Genomic DNA, 16354 nt, shown 5'->3' on the forward strand with positions numbered 1-16354 from the left:
CAGCCGTCTGCACGCCGTAGCCCGGACAAGGCGCGTCAAGCGCCGCCTCCGGGAATGCTGTCAGGCTAAAGGCGGTTAACCATTCCCGGATATATTCTTATGATGAATTGAGATCGCTATCACGTATATTTCTTCCTGAAATGTGATCTGAATTATAATTATTCCTCAATCCCTCTCTTCGTTTTATTTCTGTCCGGATGTCTGGACAAAATTTAGTATTGTTGTTTACGCCTCTGCTACTTATATTTATCCTCAATGATTTATGTAGCGCTCGCGTGGTATCGCGCTGGCCTCCAGACATTAATCTGGTATGCAATAAGGGTAAATAATGCAAATGATTACCTCACGACAGAACAGATTATTGAAATTTCTCCTGCCCCGCAGAGAATACGTTACGCTGCTGAAAATTGCTGAATATTTAAATGTGTCAGAAAAAACGGTTCAGCGTGATTTACGCTTTTTAGAACAGTGGTTATCTGAGTGGAAAATGACTATCGACAAACGCTCAGGTACCGGCGTGATGCTGATCGCTGATAATGTCACGGATCTGCTGCAATTAGACCAATTACTCAGTAACGAGGGGGAGGACAGCGATGTCATGATGAATAACTCCCGGCGCGTGAAAATTGCTTCGCAGCTCTTAAGTGAGACTCCGCGGGAGACATCAATTAATAAGCTCTCTGAGCGTTATTTTATCAGTAGTGCATCTATCGTTAATGATCTGAAAATTATTGAGTCATGGATTGCTCCGCTCGGCTTAACGCTGATTCGTAGCCAGAGCGGGACGCATATTGAAGGCAGCGAAAACAGCGTCCGCCAGGCGATGGCGTCGTTAATTAATGGAGTGATTAATCATAATGAGCCCGGCTGTATTATCCATTCCCGGCTGGACTCAGGAAGCTATAAAGCGCTGGTGCATTATTTTGGTGAGGATGACGTTTTATTTGTTCAGTCATTATTACAGGAAATGGAGCGCAAGCTGTGCTGGTCATTAGGCGAACCGTATTATGTGAATATTTTTACCCATATCCTCATTATGATGTATCGCATTACCCGTGGGAATGCCTTACCGCGGCGTGAGCAGGGGCAGCAGATTTTTGATGAGACGATATTTAGCGTTGCTCAGAATATGCTGCGAAAAATTGAACACCGTATTGACCATTCGCTGCCGGAAGATGAAGTCTGGTTTATTTATCAGTACATCATCTCCTCTGGCGTTGTGGTGGAAGAGCGAGATGATGTCAGCATGGTGCGCTATATGCATTCTAGCGATGAGGCCCGACAAATTACCGATCGTCTGATTAGCGCTTTTTCCACCATGATTGATCTCGATTTAACCGCCGATCGCGCGTTATACGATGGTCTGCTCATTCATATCAAGCCGCTCATTAACCGCCTTAATTTTCGGATTTATATTCGTAACCCTCTGCTTGAGGATATCAAGGGCGAGCTGACGGACGTGTGGCCGCTCACCCAGCGGGCGGTCAATCAGGTTTTTAGCCGCTGGGGCGAGCGTGCGGTTTCCGACGACGAGATTGGCTATCTCACCGTTCATTTCCAGGCGGCGATGGAAAGACAGGTCGCCAGCAAGCGAGTTCTGCTGGTTTGTTCTACCGGAATCGGCACATCTCACCTGTTGAAAAGTAGAGTGTTGAGAGCGTTTCCTGACTGGACCATCGTCGGTGTGGTTTCGGCAAGCAGCCTGCATACCCTTCAGCCGCAGGACAAGATTGAACTGGTTATTTCGACGATCAATCTGCCGGAAATAGCTTTGCCGGTAGTCTATGTTAGCGCATTTTTTAATGATGCCGATATCCGACGGGTTACGGAAAAAATCGTTACCGACAAATTACATCGTGCGGCAATATCTGCTGTAGATAATGAAGTTTTATATCCATGAGGTAAAGAATATGGACATAACCAGGATTTTAAACACCAAACGCGTTTTGTTAGATATGCACGCTACGAATAAAGCGGAAGCCATCGAGGAGTTAACCGACTTATTACAAAAAGACGGGGCGATAAGCTGTCGAGAAACCTTTATTCAGGATGTCTGGCAGCGTGAGTCGGAAGGCTCAACGGGGTTTGAAAATCATATTGCGATCCCGCATGGAAAGTCGTCCGCCGTTGTTAATACCACCCTTGCCATTGGTCGCACCCGGCAGGATATCGCCTGGGAAACGCTGGACGGCAGCCAGGTACGCTGCATTATTTTATTTGCCGTTCGTCTGGAAGATCAAAATACCACCCATATTCGCCTGTTGTCCCAGGTCGCCGGAGCGCTGGCGGATGATGACATTATTGAACAACTGCTCAAAGAAACCAGTCCGCAGAGGATTATTGATCTGTTTAACCAATATGCCGAGTCGGACATTTACTAACAATAACTAGCGGAGTCCGAGATGAATATTGTCTGTGTTGCTGCCTGTACCGCAGGTATTGCTCATACTTATATTGCACGTGAGAAGCTGATTAAAGGCGCGAAAGCGCTGGGCCACAATGTCAAAGTCGAAACCCAGGGAACCATTGGTACTGAAAATGAACTGGCGGCGGAAGATATTGACGCTGCGGATGTCGTTATTCTTGCCATTGATGTGAAAATTAAAGGCGAAGAGCGTTTTAAAAATAAACGGATTGTCAGAGTAAAAACGGAAGTCGTGATTAAGTCGCCGATTCAGTTTATCGAAAAGGTCGAAAAATCCTTAGCGAATGCCTGATCCTTAATCTGGAGGGATCTACCATGAGTGAGAATAAAATTCCCGTCTCACAGGAAATTAAGAAGCATTTATTAACCGGTATTTCATGGATGATACCGCTGATCGTCGCCGCCGGGATCTGTATCGCGCTGGGACAAGTCCTTGGCGGGACGAACGTTGGCGAGAAAACCGGCACCATTCCGTGGATGTTAAACCAAATCGGCGGCTGGGGAATGGGGCTGATTGTGCCCTTGATCTGCGCCGCTATCGCTTACTCCATTGCCGATCGTCCTGGATTCGCTCCGGGTTTGATCGTGGGTTTTGTCTGCGGGCAAATTCATACCGGTTTTATTGGCGGCATGCTGGGCGGCTTCCTCGTGGGCTACACGGTACTGGCGCTAAAACACTATATTCGGCTGCCGAAGTCGATGCAGGGGCTGATGCCGATTATGGTGCTGCCGGTATTAAGCACCATCATTAGCGGTTTGCTGATGATGACCCTGATCGGCAAGCCCATTGCCTGGCTGCAGGACGCGCTGATTCACCTGCTGGAGTCGATGCAGGGCGGCTCGCGTTTCCTGCTGGGCGCCATCCTTGGCGCTATGGCGACCTTCGACTTCGGCGGTCCGGTGAATAAAACCATGTCGCTGTTTGCCGATGGTCTGCTGGTCAGCGGCGTTTACGGCCCGGAAGCGGTGAAGTTTGTGGGTTCGATAATCCCGCCGTTCGGTATCACCCTCTCGTTCCTGCTGACCCGCCATAAATATACCCGTGCTGAACGCGAAGCCCTGAAGGCCGCGTTCCCGATGGGGATCTGCATGATCACCGAAGGGGTGATCCCCATCGCCGCCCGCGATCTGCTGCGCGTCGTGGGATCCTGCGTGGTGGCGTCAGCGGTGGCCGGTGGCCTGATCATGACCTGGGGCGTGGAGAGTCCGGTGCCGCACGGTGGAATGTTTGTGGTGCCGCTCTTTACGCATCCCCTGCTGTTCTGCCTCTCTCTGGCGATTGGCACCGTGATTTGCGGTGTGATGCTCTCGCTGTGGAAAAAGCCGGTAACCGAGCGCGATGAAGAGTTTGATGAGCTGAACGACCAAAAGGTCAAAGACGACGAAATCACCTTTACCCTCGAATAAACGGAGGCCCTATGTTTGCCGATATGAAAAGTATGGTGATCAAAGCCTGGCGTGAACGGTATGCCCTGCTGGCGATTAACTGCATGAACCTGGAAAGCGCACGCGCGGCGGTGCGCGTGGCGGAAAAACATCGCGCGCCGATTATTCTCAACCTGTATCAGGGGCATCTGTCGCACTTTCCGGCGACGACGGCGGCGGCGGTAGTCAGGGTACTAGCGGAGGAAGCGAGCGTACCCGTGACGTTAAGTCTCGATCACGGCAAAGAGCCGATAAAAATACGTCAGGCTTTCCGCGCCGGATTTAGCGGGTTAATGATCGATGCTTCGGCGTTCGCGCTGGCGGAGAACATCCGCCAGACCCGAGAGGTCGCTGAACTGGCCGCCAGCGTTGGGCTGTGCGTGGAGGGCGAACTGGGGCACCTGGCGGATGCGCCGCGCTACGACCAGGCCAGCAATGCCGATTTAATGACCCAGCCGCAGGACGTCCCTCCCTTTATCGAACAGACCGGGATTGATCTGCTGGCGGTCTCCGTGGGAACCGCCCACGGTATGTACGCCCCCGGCGTAAAACCGAAGCTCGATTTCGACCGCCTGGCGCAGATACAGCGCGCGTCATCCGTGCCGCTGGCGCTGCACGGCGGGAGCGGTACGCCGTTCGAGCAGCTGCAACGTTGCCCGGAATTCGGGGTCGCAAAAATCAACGTTGGGGCGGCGGTATTTGAAGCGGGGAAAGCGGCGCTGCTGCACACCCTGTGCCACGACAGCACCATTGAGCTGGCCGATGCGCTATCGGTGATGGAGCAGGCCAGCGCTGACGCCATCGTTCCCTATTTACACGCATCCGGCTCAATCAACAAAGCCTGATTAAATCTCAGTAAGGCCTTCCATGCCGGCGCCCGTATGCCCTGGCAGGGCTTACCACACCCTGAAACTGGAGAATAACGATGTTAGTTTCAATGCACGAATTACTTAAACCCACCCGTGAACATGGTTTTGCTATCGGCGCATTTAACGTGGCGGATAGCTGTTTTATTCGCGCCGTGGTGGAAGAGGCGGAAGCGACAAATACGCCGGCGATTATTTCCATTCACCCCAGCGAGCACGATTTTGTTGGCGACGCGTTTTTTAGCTACGTGCGGGATATCACCCAGCGCAGCCGCGTGCCTTTCACCCTGCATCTGGATCATGGCGCCTCGGTGGAACATGTTCTGCGCGCCATTCAGTGTGGCTTCACCTCGGTCATGATCGATGGTTCGCTGCTGCCTTATGAAGAAAACGTGGCCCTGACCCGCGAAGTGGTGCGGCTGGCGCACGCGGTGGGGGTGTCGGTCGAAGGTGAGCTGGGGACCATCGGCCAGACCGGAACCTCTGTGGAAGGCGGCGTGTCAGAAGTCACCTATACCGACCCGGCGCAGGCGGAAGATTTCGTCGCCCGTACCGGCGTGGATACGCTGGCGGTAGCGATTGGCACCGCGCACGGTATCTATCCGAAGGGGATGCAGCCGGAGCTGCAGATGCACATTCTGCGCGATATCGCCGGGCGTCTGTCGATTCCGCTGGTGCTGCACGGCGGCTCGGCTAATCCGGATGCGGAAATTGCGGAATCCGTTACGCTTGGCGTCGGCAAAATCAATATTTCCAGCGATATGAAATATGCCTATTTCCAGAAAGTGCGCGAAATTCTGACAAAAGAGACATGGTGGGATCCGAATGTCATTTATCCGGAACCGATTAACGCCGCGCGGAAGGTGATTCGCCACAAAATGAAGCTCTTTGGCTCTACCGGCAAGGCCAGCCTGTACTAATACCCCGGCGAGGCGGGGAAACCTGCCTCGCTATGAATAAGGAGGCCGGTATGAAGTATTTGGGGCTGGATATTGGCGGGAGCAAAATCGCCGCCGTAGTGATGGATGAACAAGGCCATGAATGGAAGCGTTTTCGCGTTGAAACGCGAAAACAGACCCGGCAGCAGTTTATCGCAACGCTGGTGGCGTTAATCACCACGATTGGGGATGAGCTGGCTCAGCCTTTGGCTATCGGTATCGCCCTGCCGGGGAGTATCTCCCCGCAGACCAGCAAGATCCGCAATGCCAATATTCAGGTCATCAACGGCTGCCGCTTACAGGATGAGCTTGAGCAGCGCCTGGGCCAGCCGGTTGTGCTGGCGAACGATGGCAACTGTTTCGCCTTATCAGAAGCCTGCGATGGCGCAGGTGCCGATTATTCGCTGGTATTTGGCATGACGCTGGGGACCGGATGCGGGGGTGGTATTGCGCTTAATCGCCAGATTTTCCCCGGCGCGTCAGGGATTGCGGCGGAGTGCGGGCATATCACGCTGCCGGGATATCAGGAGGTCAACGATGGGCCGCCCGAGCGCTGCTACTGCGGAAAATATAACTGCGTCGAGTCCTTTATTTCCGGCACCGGGCTGAGCGCGCGCTATCGTTTGATGACCCGGCAGGCGCTCAGCAGTCAGGCTATTATCGCCCGGGCGCTGGAGGGCGAGCATGCCGCCTGCGAGCAGGTGCTGCGCTTTCGCCAGCAGCTGGCGCGGACGCTGGCGACGGTGGTGAATCTTATCGATCCCGGCGTGATTGTTCTCGGCGGCGGTCTGTCTAACGTAGCGCTGCTGGTGAACGACCTGGAGGCGGATGTCGCCCCGCTGGTGTTTACCGACCATTTCACCACCCCCATCGTGCCTGCCCGACATGGTGACAGTAGCGGCATGCGCGGCGCAGCCTGGCTGGCCGTCCGCAGCGGAGTCGAAAATGAAACGTTCACAGATTAACTACGCGATTGATAAAGCGCATGCTATCGCCGAGTCCTTTCGCATTTGCTTACCCGAGTTTGCCTGCTTTACCGCCGATATCTGGGCGAAAAAGCGGTTTGAAGAGTGGCGAGAAGTTCGGGATCTACAGCTTGGCTGGGATATTACCGATTTTGGCAGCGGCCGTTTTCAGGAAACCGGACTGACGCTGTTGACCCTGCGTAACGGCGCGCCGGGCGATTCGCGCTATCCCAAGCCCTACGCCGAGAAGATGTTGCAGATTCAGCAGGATCAGCAAACTCCCTGGCATTTTCATTATCACAAAATGGAAGATATTCTGAACCGCGGCGGCGGCCGGCTCTGTCTGCAGCTGGCATGGGCGACAGAAGATGAACGGCTGGATATGCAGCGCAGCGTGAGCGTCGCGGTTGATGGCCGCCAGCGCACGCTGAAACCGGGAGAAACCCTGGTTCTTAACCCCGGGCAGGGCGTTTGCCTGCCTCCCACGCTGTACCACCGTTTTTGGGCTGAAAACGCGCTGGTGATGGGCTGGGAAATTTCGATGGTGAACGATGATAAGCGCGACAACCGTTTTCTGGAAGATAGCGGTCGCTTCCCGATGATTCAGGAAGATGAACCGAAAAAATGGTTATTGTGCAGTGAGTACGGGCGCTGAAAAGAGATAGACGTTGTCGAATCCACCACCCTCCTTACGGAGGGTTTTTTTATTCCATTTTGTCTAAAAAAGTAACGTTCATTTCATTCTGGTGATTGATGCCACAGACGCCAGCGCCGCCGGGTGATAGCGTAGTTTAGCGCTGAGAGGAGCCCGGTATGGATTTAGAAAACATCTTTCGTGACGTTAAGCTAAGCAAAACGGAAATGACCGTGCTGCGTTTTATTCAGAACGATCCTGAGCAATGCGTTCGCGAAGGGATCCGCGCCGTGGCGGAGCACTGTTATAGCAATCCGTCTTCGCTGGTACGCCTGGCGAAGAAGCTGAAATTCAGCGGCTGGCTGGAGCTGGTCTATTTTATTAAATTCAATATCACTATGCCCAAACTCGATGTGACCAACGACATCGATTATATGAGCATTCAGCCGGTGGAGCGGATAACGCCATTGCTGGAAAGCCTGCAACATCACCGCATTTTGATTCACGGCAGCGGCTTTTCGCAGCTGATCGCCCAGTATATTTATAATAAATTTTTGGTGACCGGGGTGAATGCCAGCCTCGCGCTGTGGCCGGATTACGAAATCCTCGAGCAGAAGAACGCCGCCAAATTTGATTCGATCTGGATTATTTCCAAATCCGGACGCAGCAGTTCGGCGCTGAACTGGGTGAAGGCGCTGGAAGGGAAAGAGATTAACCTGGTCTGCTTTACCGGCGATTATCAAAGCCCGCTGGCGCAGGCGGCGGATACGGCGTTTATCATCCATGATCCGCAGAAGTTCGATGATGATATTTACTGGAGTAACCCCTTTTTTGGCTACTGCATACTCGGCTTTGAGCGGCTGCTGAAGATGTGGTTTATGCAGACGGGGATCCCCGGAGGCGGCGCCTGAGGCGCCTGTCCGGGCTACCGGCTGCGATCCGGTAGCCCGGATAAGGCGTTAGCCGCCATCCGGGGGATTTCACCGGGCGTTTATTGCCAGTCGGCGAACTGCTTATCGTCGAGATAGGCTTCAACCAGCGTTTTTGCCAGCGAATAAGAGCCGATCAGCGGATGCGCCATCAGCGCCCGTACCGCCAGCGATTTATCGCGCTGCAGAATGGCCGCCACCGCCAGCCGCTCATACTCTTTCACGCTGGCGATCATATTCTTCTGCGCCGTCGGCACATGCTTCGGCGTCACCGGCTTCAGGCCCTCTTTGCTCAGGTCGCAGCTGATCTCAATCACATCGTCCGGGCGCAGGAAGTCCAGCGTGCCGTTGTTGGGCATCGATACCACGATGCGCTTGGTGGTGGTGCTGTTGACCGCCTCCAGAATATCCAGCGCCACGCCCGCGTAGCCGCCGGTATCCGGCTCCTCGATAAACTGCTTTAAGGTCAACGGCTCGCGGGTATGGAATTTTTCCTGCTGCGACTCGTTCTGCATATAGCTATTTTCCCGGCGCAGATAGTGCTTCATCCAGATGGTAAACGCCGCTTCCGGGTTGGCTTTGACATCAACGGTCAGCAGCGCTTCGCGCATATCGTGATTGATGCGGGCAATTTGCTCGCCGCGGGTTTCCGGCGCGTTCTGAATCGCTTTCAAAGCCACTTCGCGATAGTAGTAGTAGTAAAGATATTCATTAAGCAGCTGCTTATCGCATAGCTGAACCAGCTCCGGCGAAAAGTACTGCATCGCCGTCTTGCGATACAGGTCCGGGCTGGCGATCAGGCGCTCGGTGACATCCTCGCCGCGCACGGTGAAATGGGTAAACCAGGAGAAGTGGTTCAGCCCGTAGCACTCGACGCCGAGATCGCGCTCGTCGCAGCCGAGGATCTCGGGCAGCTCGCGAATCAGTTCCGACGGGGCATCGCAGATGCCGTACACCCGACGCTTAAAGCCGGATTTGATAATCGCCTCGGTGACCAGCCCTGACGGGTTGGTGAAGTTAAACAGAATGGCATCTTCGGCGGCGTGCTCTTCAATCAGGCGGCAGTAGTGAAGAATCGCCGGAATGGAACGCATCGCCATGGCGAAACCGCCCGCGCCGGTGGTCTCCTGGCCCAGCGTGTTGTGCGCCAGGGCGATACGCTCGTCGCGGATCCGGCTCTCATCGCCGCCCACCCGCAGGGTGGTTATCACATAGTGGCTATTTTTTAGCGCCGGCACCGGGTCGCTGGTTACGCTGAAATGAATATCCGGGCGAATGGCATTAAACACATAGCGGGCGATCTCGCCGAATATTGTCAGATTCTCCGCGGAGCTGTCGAGAAAGACCACTTCCGTTAAACCAATGCGATGCGCGTTATATGCCAGAGATTTCGCCAGAAACGCAGAGCGAACGCCGCCCCCGCCTAATACGGTTAATTTCATAAATCACTCCCAATTAATTTTCTGCTAGCCAGCTATCAACCCGGGAACGAACCTGTCCCACTTTGACGCCGTAAATAACCTGAACTTCATTTCGATTTCGTACTACGCCGTTTGCGCCGGTGCTTTTTAATATCGCATCGTCAACCAGATCCATATTATGAATAGCGACGCGCAGGCGGGTAAAACAGTTGTCGACGGAAATAATGTTCTCTTTACCACCCAGACCATTAATAATCTCGTTGGTCACCGACTGCGGTTCGCCCATTTTTTTTCGGTAATCAGCCTTGCTATATAACTTCACGTTTTCATCGTCTTCACGACCCGGGGTTTTAAGATTCAACTTAACGACCAGCGTGCGGAAGATAACGTAGTAGACGGCGAACTGACCAATCCCGATAAGCACGTAGCCGGGCCAGCGGGTCAGGGAGACCGGCAGCGGCAGGTTGTAAATCAGGAACTCAATCAGCCCGGAAGCGCCCCAGGGACGCACGGTAAAGATGTCGCAAATCGCCTGCGAGGCCGCGGTTAACGTGGCGTGGATCACCCACAGCAGCGGCGAAACAAACAGGAAGGTAAACTCAATCGGCTCGGTGATGCCGGTGAGCATAGAGGTGATAATGGCCGGTAGCAGAATTGCTTTGGCCATCATTTTTTTCTCCGGTTTCGCCGTGTGGTAGAACGCCAGCGAGGCGCCGGCCAGGCCGAAGATAGTGGTCATCCCCTGCTGCGAGAAACGCAGCGCCTCGTTCATCACCGGGGTTAAATCCGGGTGGCGCATATAGGCGAGGAAAATCGCCTGGGTGCCGGAGACGACCTGGCCGTCGACGTTCAGCGTACCGCCGATTTGCGTGAGCTGGAACGGCGACCAGACGAAGTGGTGCAGGCCGGTGGGGATGAGGAATTTTTCAAAGAAGCCGTAGACGAAGACCCCCGCCACGCCGGCGTTTTTCATAAAGCCGGTCAGCGCCGCAATGCCGTGGGTCATAAACGGCCAGATCCAGGTAAAGGCGATGGCGTAGAAAATGACGACCGGGGTCATCGCCACCAGCGTCAGCTTGGCTCCGCCGTACATGGAGAGCGCGCCGGGCAGTTCAATCGTCGACACTTTGTTATGCACCCAGGCGATGGTGCAGCCGAGAATAATCCCGAGGAAGACCCCCATATCGACTACCACAAACCCCAGCAGCTGAGTCTGCCCGGTACCGTAATATTCGCCGTTAATTTTTTCCGCGAGTCCGTGGGTATGCTCCAGCCACGAGTGGTTGGCGCCAAGAAACATGATAAAACACATCACCGACACCAGCGCCACTTCGGTTTTTTTATCTTTTGCCAGGCCATAGCTGATGCCGACGCAAAAAAGTAATCCCAGATTGCCGAATAAAGGCCAGAAGGTATCGCCGAGCAGTTGTCCGAGCTGGTGTAAAAAGCTGGTCTCCGAAATTAATGTTGGGTTGGTTAAGACTGAACTGAGTGCCAAAATTAAGCCGATGACCGGCAAGAACAATACTGCACCGATCATTGCTCTGGAGAATTTTTGCATATTCTCCAGAATACGTTGACGTATTACAGACATGGTCGTTCCTTTATTTTTGTATACCCGTCATACTTCAAGTTGCTTATGTGTTAGCTACGCTCGCTCACCCCAGTCACATAGTTATCTATGCTCCTGGGGACTCACTCCCTTGCCGCCTTTAAGCAACTCGAATTATTTTGGGTATAGGTTCAGGGACTTTAATTATTTTTTTAACTTCCAGTATTTTTGTTATAGCAAGTCCGCTATTTGAAAGGAACAGGTTGCGGGAAATAGGTACAAACAGCCGCTTAATGGCAACAGGTTTCGCGAAGGGAACAGGCCCCTCTCCCGTGGGGGGAGAGGGAGGGGGAAAGTCAGGGCGTCGTTGTCGCCGGCGCTGAAGGGGGCTGGGTGCTAGTGACCTCCCCGTTGCGCATCACCTGCGCCACCAGCTGTTTTTCCATATTTATCGCGCTCAGCTGGCCGTTGACGGTCGGCTTCAGCGGCGCATCCGCCAGCACGCTGCCGGTCGCCGTCAGCTGAAGGTTACCGTCGCCGGAAACCGGCAGCGCGGGCCATCCCCATGCCTGCAAAATATTCAGCGGCACGCCGCGACCGTTCAGGCTCAGGTTGACCAGGCGCTGCGGGAGCTGCGACACCGCCGCGGTGGCTTGCAGGATCCCTCGCTCGGTAAAGGCGCTGAGCTCGTTAACGTTCACCGTGGAGGCATTGGCGCTCAGCTTCAGCGACGGGCGGCGGACATCAATACGATTAAAGGTCGCGGCGGCGGCGTTCAGCGTCGCGCTACCGCTCCACACGCCCCAGCTGCGGTTTTTCACCAGCTGCAGCTCGCCGCCGTAGCCGTCGAGCGCGGTGATTTGCCACGGGAACGCCGGTTCAATATCGATAATCAGGTTGCGGCTGGCGCTGAACTTTCTCAGCGTCAGGCTTTGCAGCCAGTCGGGCAGCGGCGCCATCCACAGCTGCTTCCAGTTGGTTGGCAGCGTATATTCCAGCCCGGCGAACGCCGCGTCATCCAGCACCAGCGCATGGCCGGCGCGCAGCCAGTTGCCGGACGTGCGCACCATCCCGCCCTCCCAGCGTGAGGTGAACTGGCGCAGCGCGATGCCCTGCGGCGAGAACCCGGCGTTAAGGATCGGGTCGAGGAAATGCAGCGAGCCGTAAATGAACTCGTTTGCGTTCATCGACAGCGTACCCTCCTGGCTTTGCCAGTCGCCGCGGCTCAGGGTGAGGTTGCGCAGGTTAAGATCGAGGCCGGCGATCGCCCAGTCAGGCCCCTGCAGGCTGGCGTCGGTTACATCAAGGCGGCCAATCTGTAGTGACGGCAGGGTGGTCAGCGGCGCGAAAAAGTCGGCGAGTGATTTATCGCTTTGCAGGCGAATCTCATTGAGCCGCAAATTATCGACCTGCCAGCCGCCGTCGGCGCTGCGTTTCGCCGTGCCGGTGAGCGTACCGCGGGCGACGTCCGCGCCAATGGTCGAGAGGGACACTTCGCCGTTATCAATATTCCCCTGAATCAGCACGTTGCTGGCTTCAATACCGTTGAGCGTCATCGACCCGGCGCTCATCTGAATCTGCGTTTTCTTGCCGAGCACGTTGCCCGCTTCCGGCGCCCACGGGCTGACGCCGCCGGTGACGCGCTGCGCGCTCAGATCCCAGTCGCTCTCAGGGCTATTGAACGCCATATTGCGCAACTGGAGACGGTCGGCGGCGAATGGCAGAGCCGCGGAAGAAGGGGAGAAGTTCAGCGTGCCGTCGCTGAGGACGATTTCGTCAGCATGCAGCGGGTCGCTAAACTGGCGGCTGCTAAACCCGATATCCACCGTTTGCGCCACCAGCGTGGCGGGTTTGCCGTCGCGTCCGAGGGTGACGTTTTGCAGCTGCAGGTGCAGTGGCGAGGAGAAATTATGGTCCATCTTGTTGAAAGAGACCTTCCAGCCGGTACCGTCGCTTAGCCAGGCGCTGGCCTGGCGCCCGCCCCACTGGGTTTGCAGCAGGAAGTAAGCGGCAATAATCACCACCAGCAGGGCAATCAGCAGCCAGAGAATCAGCTTTCTGAGAAATTTCATGGTCTTCGATCCTGAGCGAGGCACATAAGGCTGTTATGCCCGAATTATGCGCAATCCTCAAGACAGGAATTGTGTAATGAGATGATGTGAGGTTGATGATGCTGACGCTCCGGCCAGCATCGCGTGGCCGGAGCGTCAGAAAGGATCAGTTTTTCTCTGGCGGGAAAATCAGATTCAGAATAATCGCCGTGATGCCGCCAGCAGCGATACCGGAGGAGAGCAGATTCTTCAGCCAGTCAGGGGCGAACTGCAGGATCAGCGGCTGCTGGGAAACGCCGAGGCCGACGGCCAGCGACAGGGCGATAATCAGGATCGCGCGGCGGTTCAGCGGCTCGCGGGAGACGATACGCACGCCGGAGGCGGCAATGGTGCCGAACATCACCAGCGTCGCGCCGCCGAGCACCGGCTCAGGAATATGCTGCACGAAGCCGCTTACCGCCGGGAACAGGCCGAGCACGATCAGCATCAGTGCGACCACGAAACCGACATAGCGGCTGGCGACGCCGGTCAGCTGTATCACGCCGTTGTTCTGGCCAAAGCAGGAGTTCGGGAAGGTGTTGAATACCGCCGAAACAAACGAGTTCAGACCGTTGGCCAGCACGCCGCCCTTCAGACGCTTCATATATAGCGGGCCGGAAACCGGCTGCTCGGAGACGTCAGAGGTGGCGGTAATATCGCCGATGGTTTCCAGCGAGGTAATCATAAACACCAGCATCAGCGGCAGCAGCAGGTTCCAGTCGATGCCCAGCCCGTAGTACAGCGGCGTGGGTACCATAATCAGGCTGCTTTCCGTCGGCGCGGCATTGGCCGGCAGCATATCGAGCAGCCATGCCGCCAGGTAGCCGGCCGCCATCGCGATAACCAGCGAAGCGATGCGCAGGTACGGGTTGCGCTGGCGGTTAAGGATAATAATCAGCGCCAGCACGATCCCTGCCAGCAGCAGGTTTTTTGGCGCGCCGAAGGTGTGGTCGGCCATGGCGGCATAGCCGCCGCCGATGGAGGTCAGGCCAACCTGAATCAGCGACAGGCCGATAATCATCACCACCACACCGGAGACCAGCGGGGTAATAATGCGGCGGGCGAGATGCAGAACGCGGGAGAGAACCATCTCTGTGCAGCTGGCCAGCATCAGGGTGCCGAACAGCGCGGCCATCATGGTCGGAACATCGGCGCCGCCGGTTTTCAAGGCGGTCCCGCCCATAATCAGCGGCGCGACGAAGTTAAAACTGGTGCCCTGAATCGAGAGCAGACCAGACCCCACCGGGCCCCAGGCTTTAATTTGAATGATGGAGGCCACGCCGGAGGCGAACAGGGACATGCTGATGATGTGTTGCGTATCCTGAGCCGGAAGGCCCAGAGCCTGGCAAATTAACAGCGCCGGAGTGATGACCGCGACAAACATCGCCAGCAGGTGCTGGAAAGCGGCGAACAGGGTTTGCGGTAGCGGCGGGCGGTCTTCAAGGCGGTAGATTAATTCGCTGGTTTGCTTATGCGCAACCGGTTGCGCATTTTCTGATTCTGCGGTGTTAACGGACATCACAACAATCCCAAAGGTGGCAAAGCGGGGATTTTATCGGACTGTAGACCAAAAGCAAACGTTTGCCACTCTTTAGCGGCAAATATTTAAGCAGGGAATAAGTGTCAAATATTTATTAACATTTTGTATGCTTGATCGCATCATTATCCCTACAAAATATCTTTTTCTGTCCTTTTTTCCGTACTTCTGCTTAAAATCCCTTCCCGATTACTCATGATGAGAAGCAATCGACACCGGGAATACCGTCGCGTGTGAATGGATCATGCGCCTATAAGGAGCTCTTTTTTATGTTTCATCTCGATACCTTATCGACGCTCGTTGCCGCAACACTCGTGTTGCTACTGGGTAGAAAACTCGTTCAAACCGTCCCTTTCCTGAAGAAATACACCATTCCTGAACCCGTTGCGGGCGGCCTGCTGGTCGCGCTGGCGCTGCTGGTATTAAAGAAAAGCATGGATATCGAAATCGATTTCGATATGAGCTTCAAAGATCCGCTGATGCTGGCTTTCTTTGCCACTATCGGCCTGAACGCCAACCTCGCCAGCCTGCGCTCCGGCGGCAAAGTGCTGGGGACGTTCCTGATTGTGGTGGTGGGGCTGCTGCTGCTGCAAAACGCGCTCGGAATCGGCATGGCGAAGCTGCTTGGCCTCGACCCGCTGATGGGGCTGCTGGCCGGTTCGATTACCCTTTCCGGCGGCCACGGTACCGGCGCGGCGTGGAGTAAATTGTTTGTTGAACGCTATGGCTTTGCCAACGCTACCGAAGTGGCCATGGCTTGCGCAACCTTCGGCCTCGTCCTGGGCGGCCTGATCGGCGGACCGGTGGCGCGCTATCTGGTTAAGCACTCTTCCTCCCCGGACGGTACGCCGGACGATCAGCTCGCGCCGACCGCGTTTGAAAAGCCGGATATGGGGCGCATGATCACATCGCTGGTGCTGATTGAGAGCATCGCGCTGATCGCCATCTGTTTGACGGTAGGGAAGATCGTTGCGCAACTGCTGGCGGGAACCGTATTTGAACTGCCCACCTTCGTTTGCGTGCTGTTTATCGGCGTGATCCTGAGCAATAGCCTGTCGGCGCTGGGCCTGTACCGCGTGTTCGACCGCGCGGTGTCGGTGCTGGGTAACGTCAGTCTGTCGCTGTTCCTGGCGATGGCCCTGATGAGCCTGAAGCTGTGGGAGCTGGCGTCGCTGGCGCTGCCGATGATTATTATTCTGGCGGTTCAGGCAGTGGCTATGGCGCTGTATGCGGTGTTTGTGACCTACCGGATGATGGGCAAAAACTACGATGCCGCGGTGCTGGCCGCCGGCCACTGTGGTTTCGGCCTCGGCGCGACGCCGACGGCGATTGCCAACATGCAGGCGATTACCGACCGTTTCGGTCCGTCGCACATGGCGTTTCTGGTGGTGCCGATGGTGGGTGCGTTCTTTATCGATATCGTTAACGCGCTGGTGATTAAGCTCTATCTGCTGCTGCCGGTATTTGGCTGATAAAAACCCGGAGGCGGTGCGCTACAGGGTTGTGCGGTCTGCGGGCGGTAGCCCGGGTAAGGCGTTTACGCCGCAACCCGGGGATACCCCGGGATTTATA

General features: G+C 55.5%; 14 protein-coding genes. 10 read left to right on the top strand and 4 right to left on the bottom strand.

What is annotated here, in order from left to right; genetic code table 11:
* Window positions 1-328: 328 nt before the first annotated feature.
* The 9 genes from ABLU96_RS11330 (at window position 329) to ABLU96_RS11370 (ending at window position 8164) form a co-directional block, all read left to right on the top strand.
* Complete coding sequence (locus ABLU96_RS11330) at window positions 329-1900, top strand: transcription antiterminator (RefSeq protein ID WP_032751857.1); 1572 nt, start codon at window positions 329-331, stop codon at window positions 1898-1900.
* A 10-nt stretch (window positions 1901-1910) separates the two neighbouring features.
* A complete protein-coding gene (locus ABLU96_RS11335; protein ID WP_004126743.1) occupies window positions 1911-2381 on the top strand; it encodes a fructose PTS transporter subunit IIA in 471 nt (156 codons plus the stop codon).
* Between the two features lie 21 nt (window positions 2382-2402).
* Entirely contained in the window at window positions 2403-2717 is a 315-nt protein-coding gene (locus ABLU96_RS11340; RefSeq protein WP_004126741.1) for a fructose PTS transporter subunit IIB, read from the top strand.
* A gap of 23 nt (window positions 2718-2740) precedes the next feature.
* Window positions 2741-3832 (top strand): PTS fructose transporter subunit IIC, encoded by a 1092-nt coding sequence (locus tag ABLU96_RS11345; RefSeq protein ID WP_064406000.1) that lies wholly within the window; start codon window positions 2741-2743, stop codon window positions 3830-3832.
* A gap of 11 nt (window positions 3833-3843) precedes the next feature.
* Window positions 3844-4695 (top strand): class II fructose-bisphosphate aldolase, encoded by an 852-nt coding sequence (locus ABLU96_RS11350; RefSeq protein WP_025107611.1) that lies wholly within the window; start codon window positions 3844-3846, stop codon window positions 4693-4695.
* Window positions 4696-4775: 80 nt separating this feature from the next.
* Complete coding sequence (locus tag ABLU96_RS11355) at window positions 4776-5636, top strand: ketose-bisphosphate aldolase (RefSeq protein ID WP_004855534.1); 861 nt, start codon at window positions 4776-4778, stop codon at window positions 5634-5636.
* A gap of 50 nt (window positions 5637-5686) precedes the next feature.
* Window positions 5687-6619, top strand: coding sequence for an ROK family protein (locus ABLU96_RS11360; protein ID WP_064405997.1), 933 nt, complete (start codon window positions 5687-5689; stop codon window positions 6617-6619).
* Complete coding sequence (locus ABLU96_RS11365) at window positions 6600-7274, top strand: D-lyxose/D-mannose family sugar isomerase (protein WP_057173999.1); 675 nt, start codon at window positions 6600-6602, stop codon at window positions 7272-7274. The genes ABLU96_RS11360 and ABLU96_RS11365 overlap by 20 nt, the downstream gene beginning before the upstream one ends.
* A 158-nt stretch (window positions 7275-7432) precedes the next feature.
* Complete coding sequence (locus ABLU96_RS11370) at window positions 7433-8164, top strand: SIS domain-containing protein (RefSeq protein ID WP_014227266.1); 732 nt, start codon at window positions 7433-7435, stop codon at window positions 8162-8164.
* Between the two features lie 80 nt (window positions 8165-8244).
* Here the strand turns inward: ABLU96_RS11370 and ABLU96_RS11375 are convergent, their stop codons facing one another.
* The 4 genes from ABLU96_RS11375 to ABLU96_RS11390 form a co-directional block, all read right to left on the bottom strand.
* Window positions 8245-9624, bottom strand: a complete 1380-nt coding sequence (locus ABLU96_RS11375; protein WP_048262757.1) for a glycoside hydrolase — start codon at window positions 9622-9624, stop codon at window positions 8245-8247.
* Window positions 9625-9637: 13 nt separating this feature from the next.
* Window positions 9638-11197: a PTS transporter subunit EIIC gene (locus ABLU96_RS11380; RefSeq protein WP_032718820.1), complete on the bottom strand. Its 1560-nt coding sequence runs from the start codon at window positions 11195-11197 to the stop codon at window positions 9638-9640.
* Window positions 11198-11511: 314 nt separating this feature from the next.
* Window positions 11512-13227, bottom strand: coding sequence for an AsmA family protein (locus ABLU96_RS11385; protein WP_048262754.1), 1716 nt, complete (start codon window positions 13225-13227; stop codon window positions 11512-11514).
* A gap of 145 nt (window positions 13228-13372) precedes the next feature.
* Window positions 13373-14764, bottom strand: coding sequence for a uracil-xanthine permease family protein (locus tag ABLU96_RS11390; RefSeq protein ID WP_049084478.1), 1392 nt, complete (start codon window positions 14762-14764; stop codon window positions 13373-13375).
* A 287-nt stretch (window positions 14765-15051) separates the two neighbouring features.
* Here ABLU96_RS11390 and gltS point away from each other — a divergent pair, with 287 nt between their 5' ends.
* On the top strand, window positions 15052-16254 hold the full coding sequence (gltS, locus tag ABLU96_RS11395; RefSeq protein WP_064406693.1) for a sodium/glutamate symporter: 1203 nt from the start codon (window positions 15052-15054) through the stop codon (window positions 16252-16254).
* Window positions 16255-16354: the final 100 nt, after the last annotated feature.

Source organism: Klebsiella sp. CN_Kp106 (assembly GCF_040064575.1).
Taxonomy (GTDB): Bacteria; Pseudomonadota; Gammaproteobacteria; order Enterobacterales; family Enterobacteriaceae; genus Klebsiella; species Klebsiella michiganensis.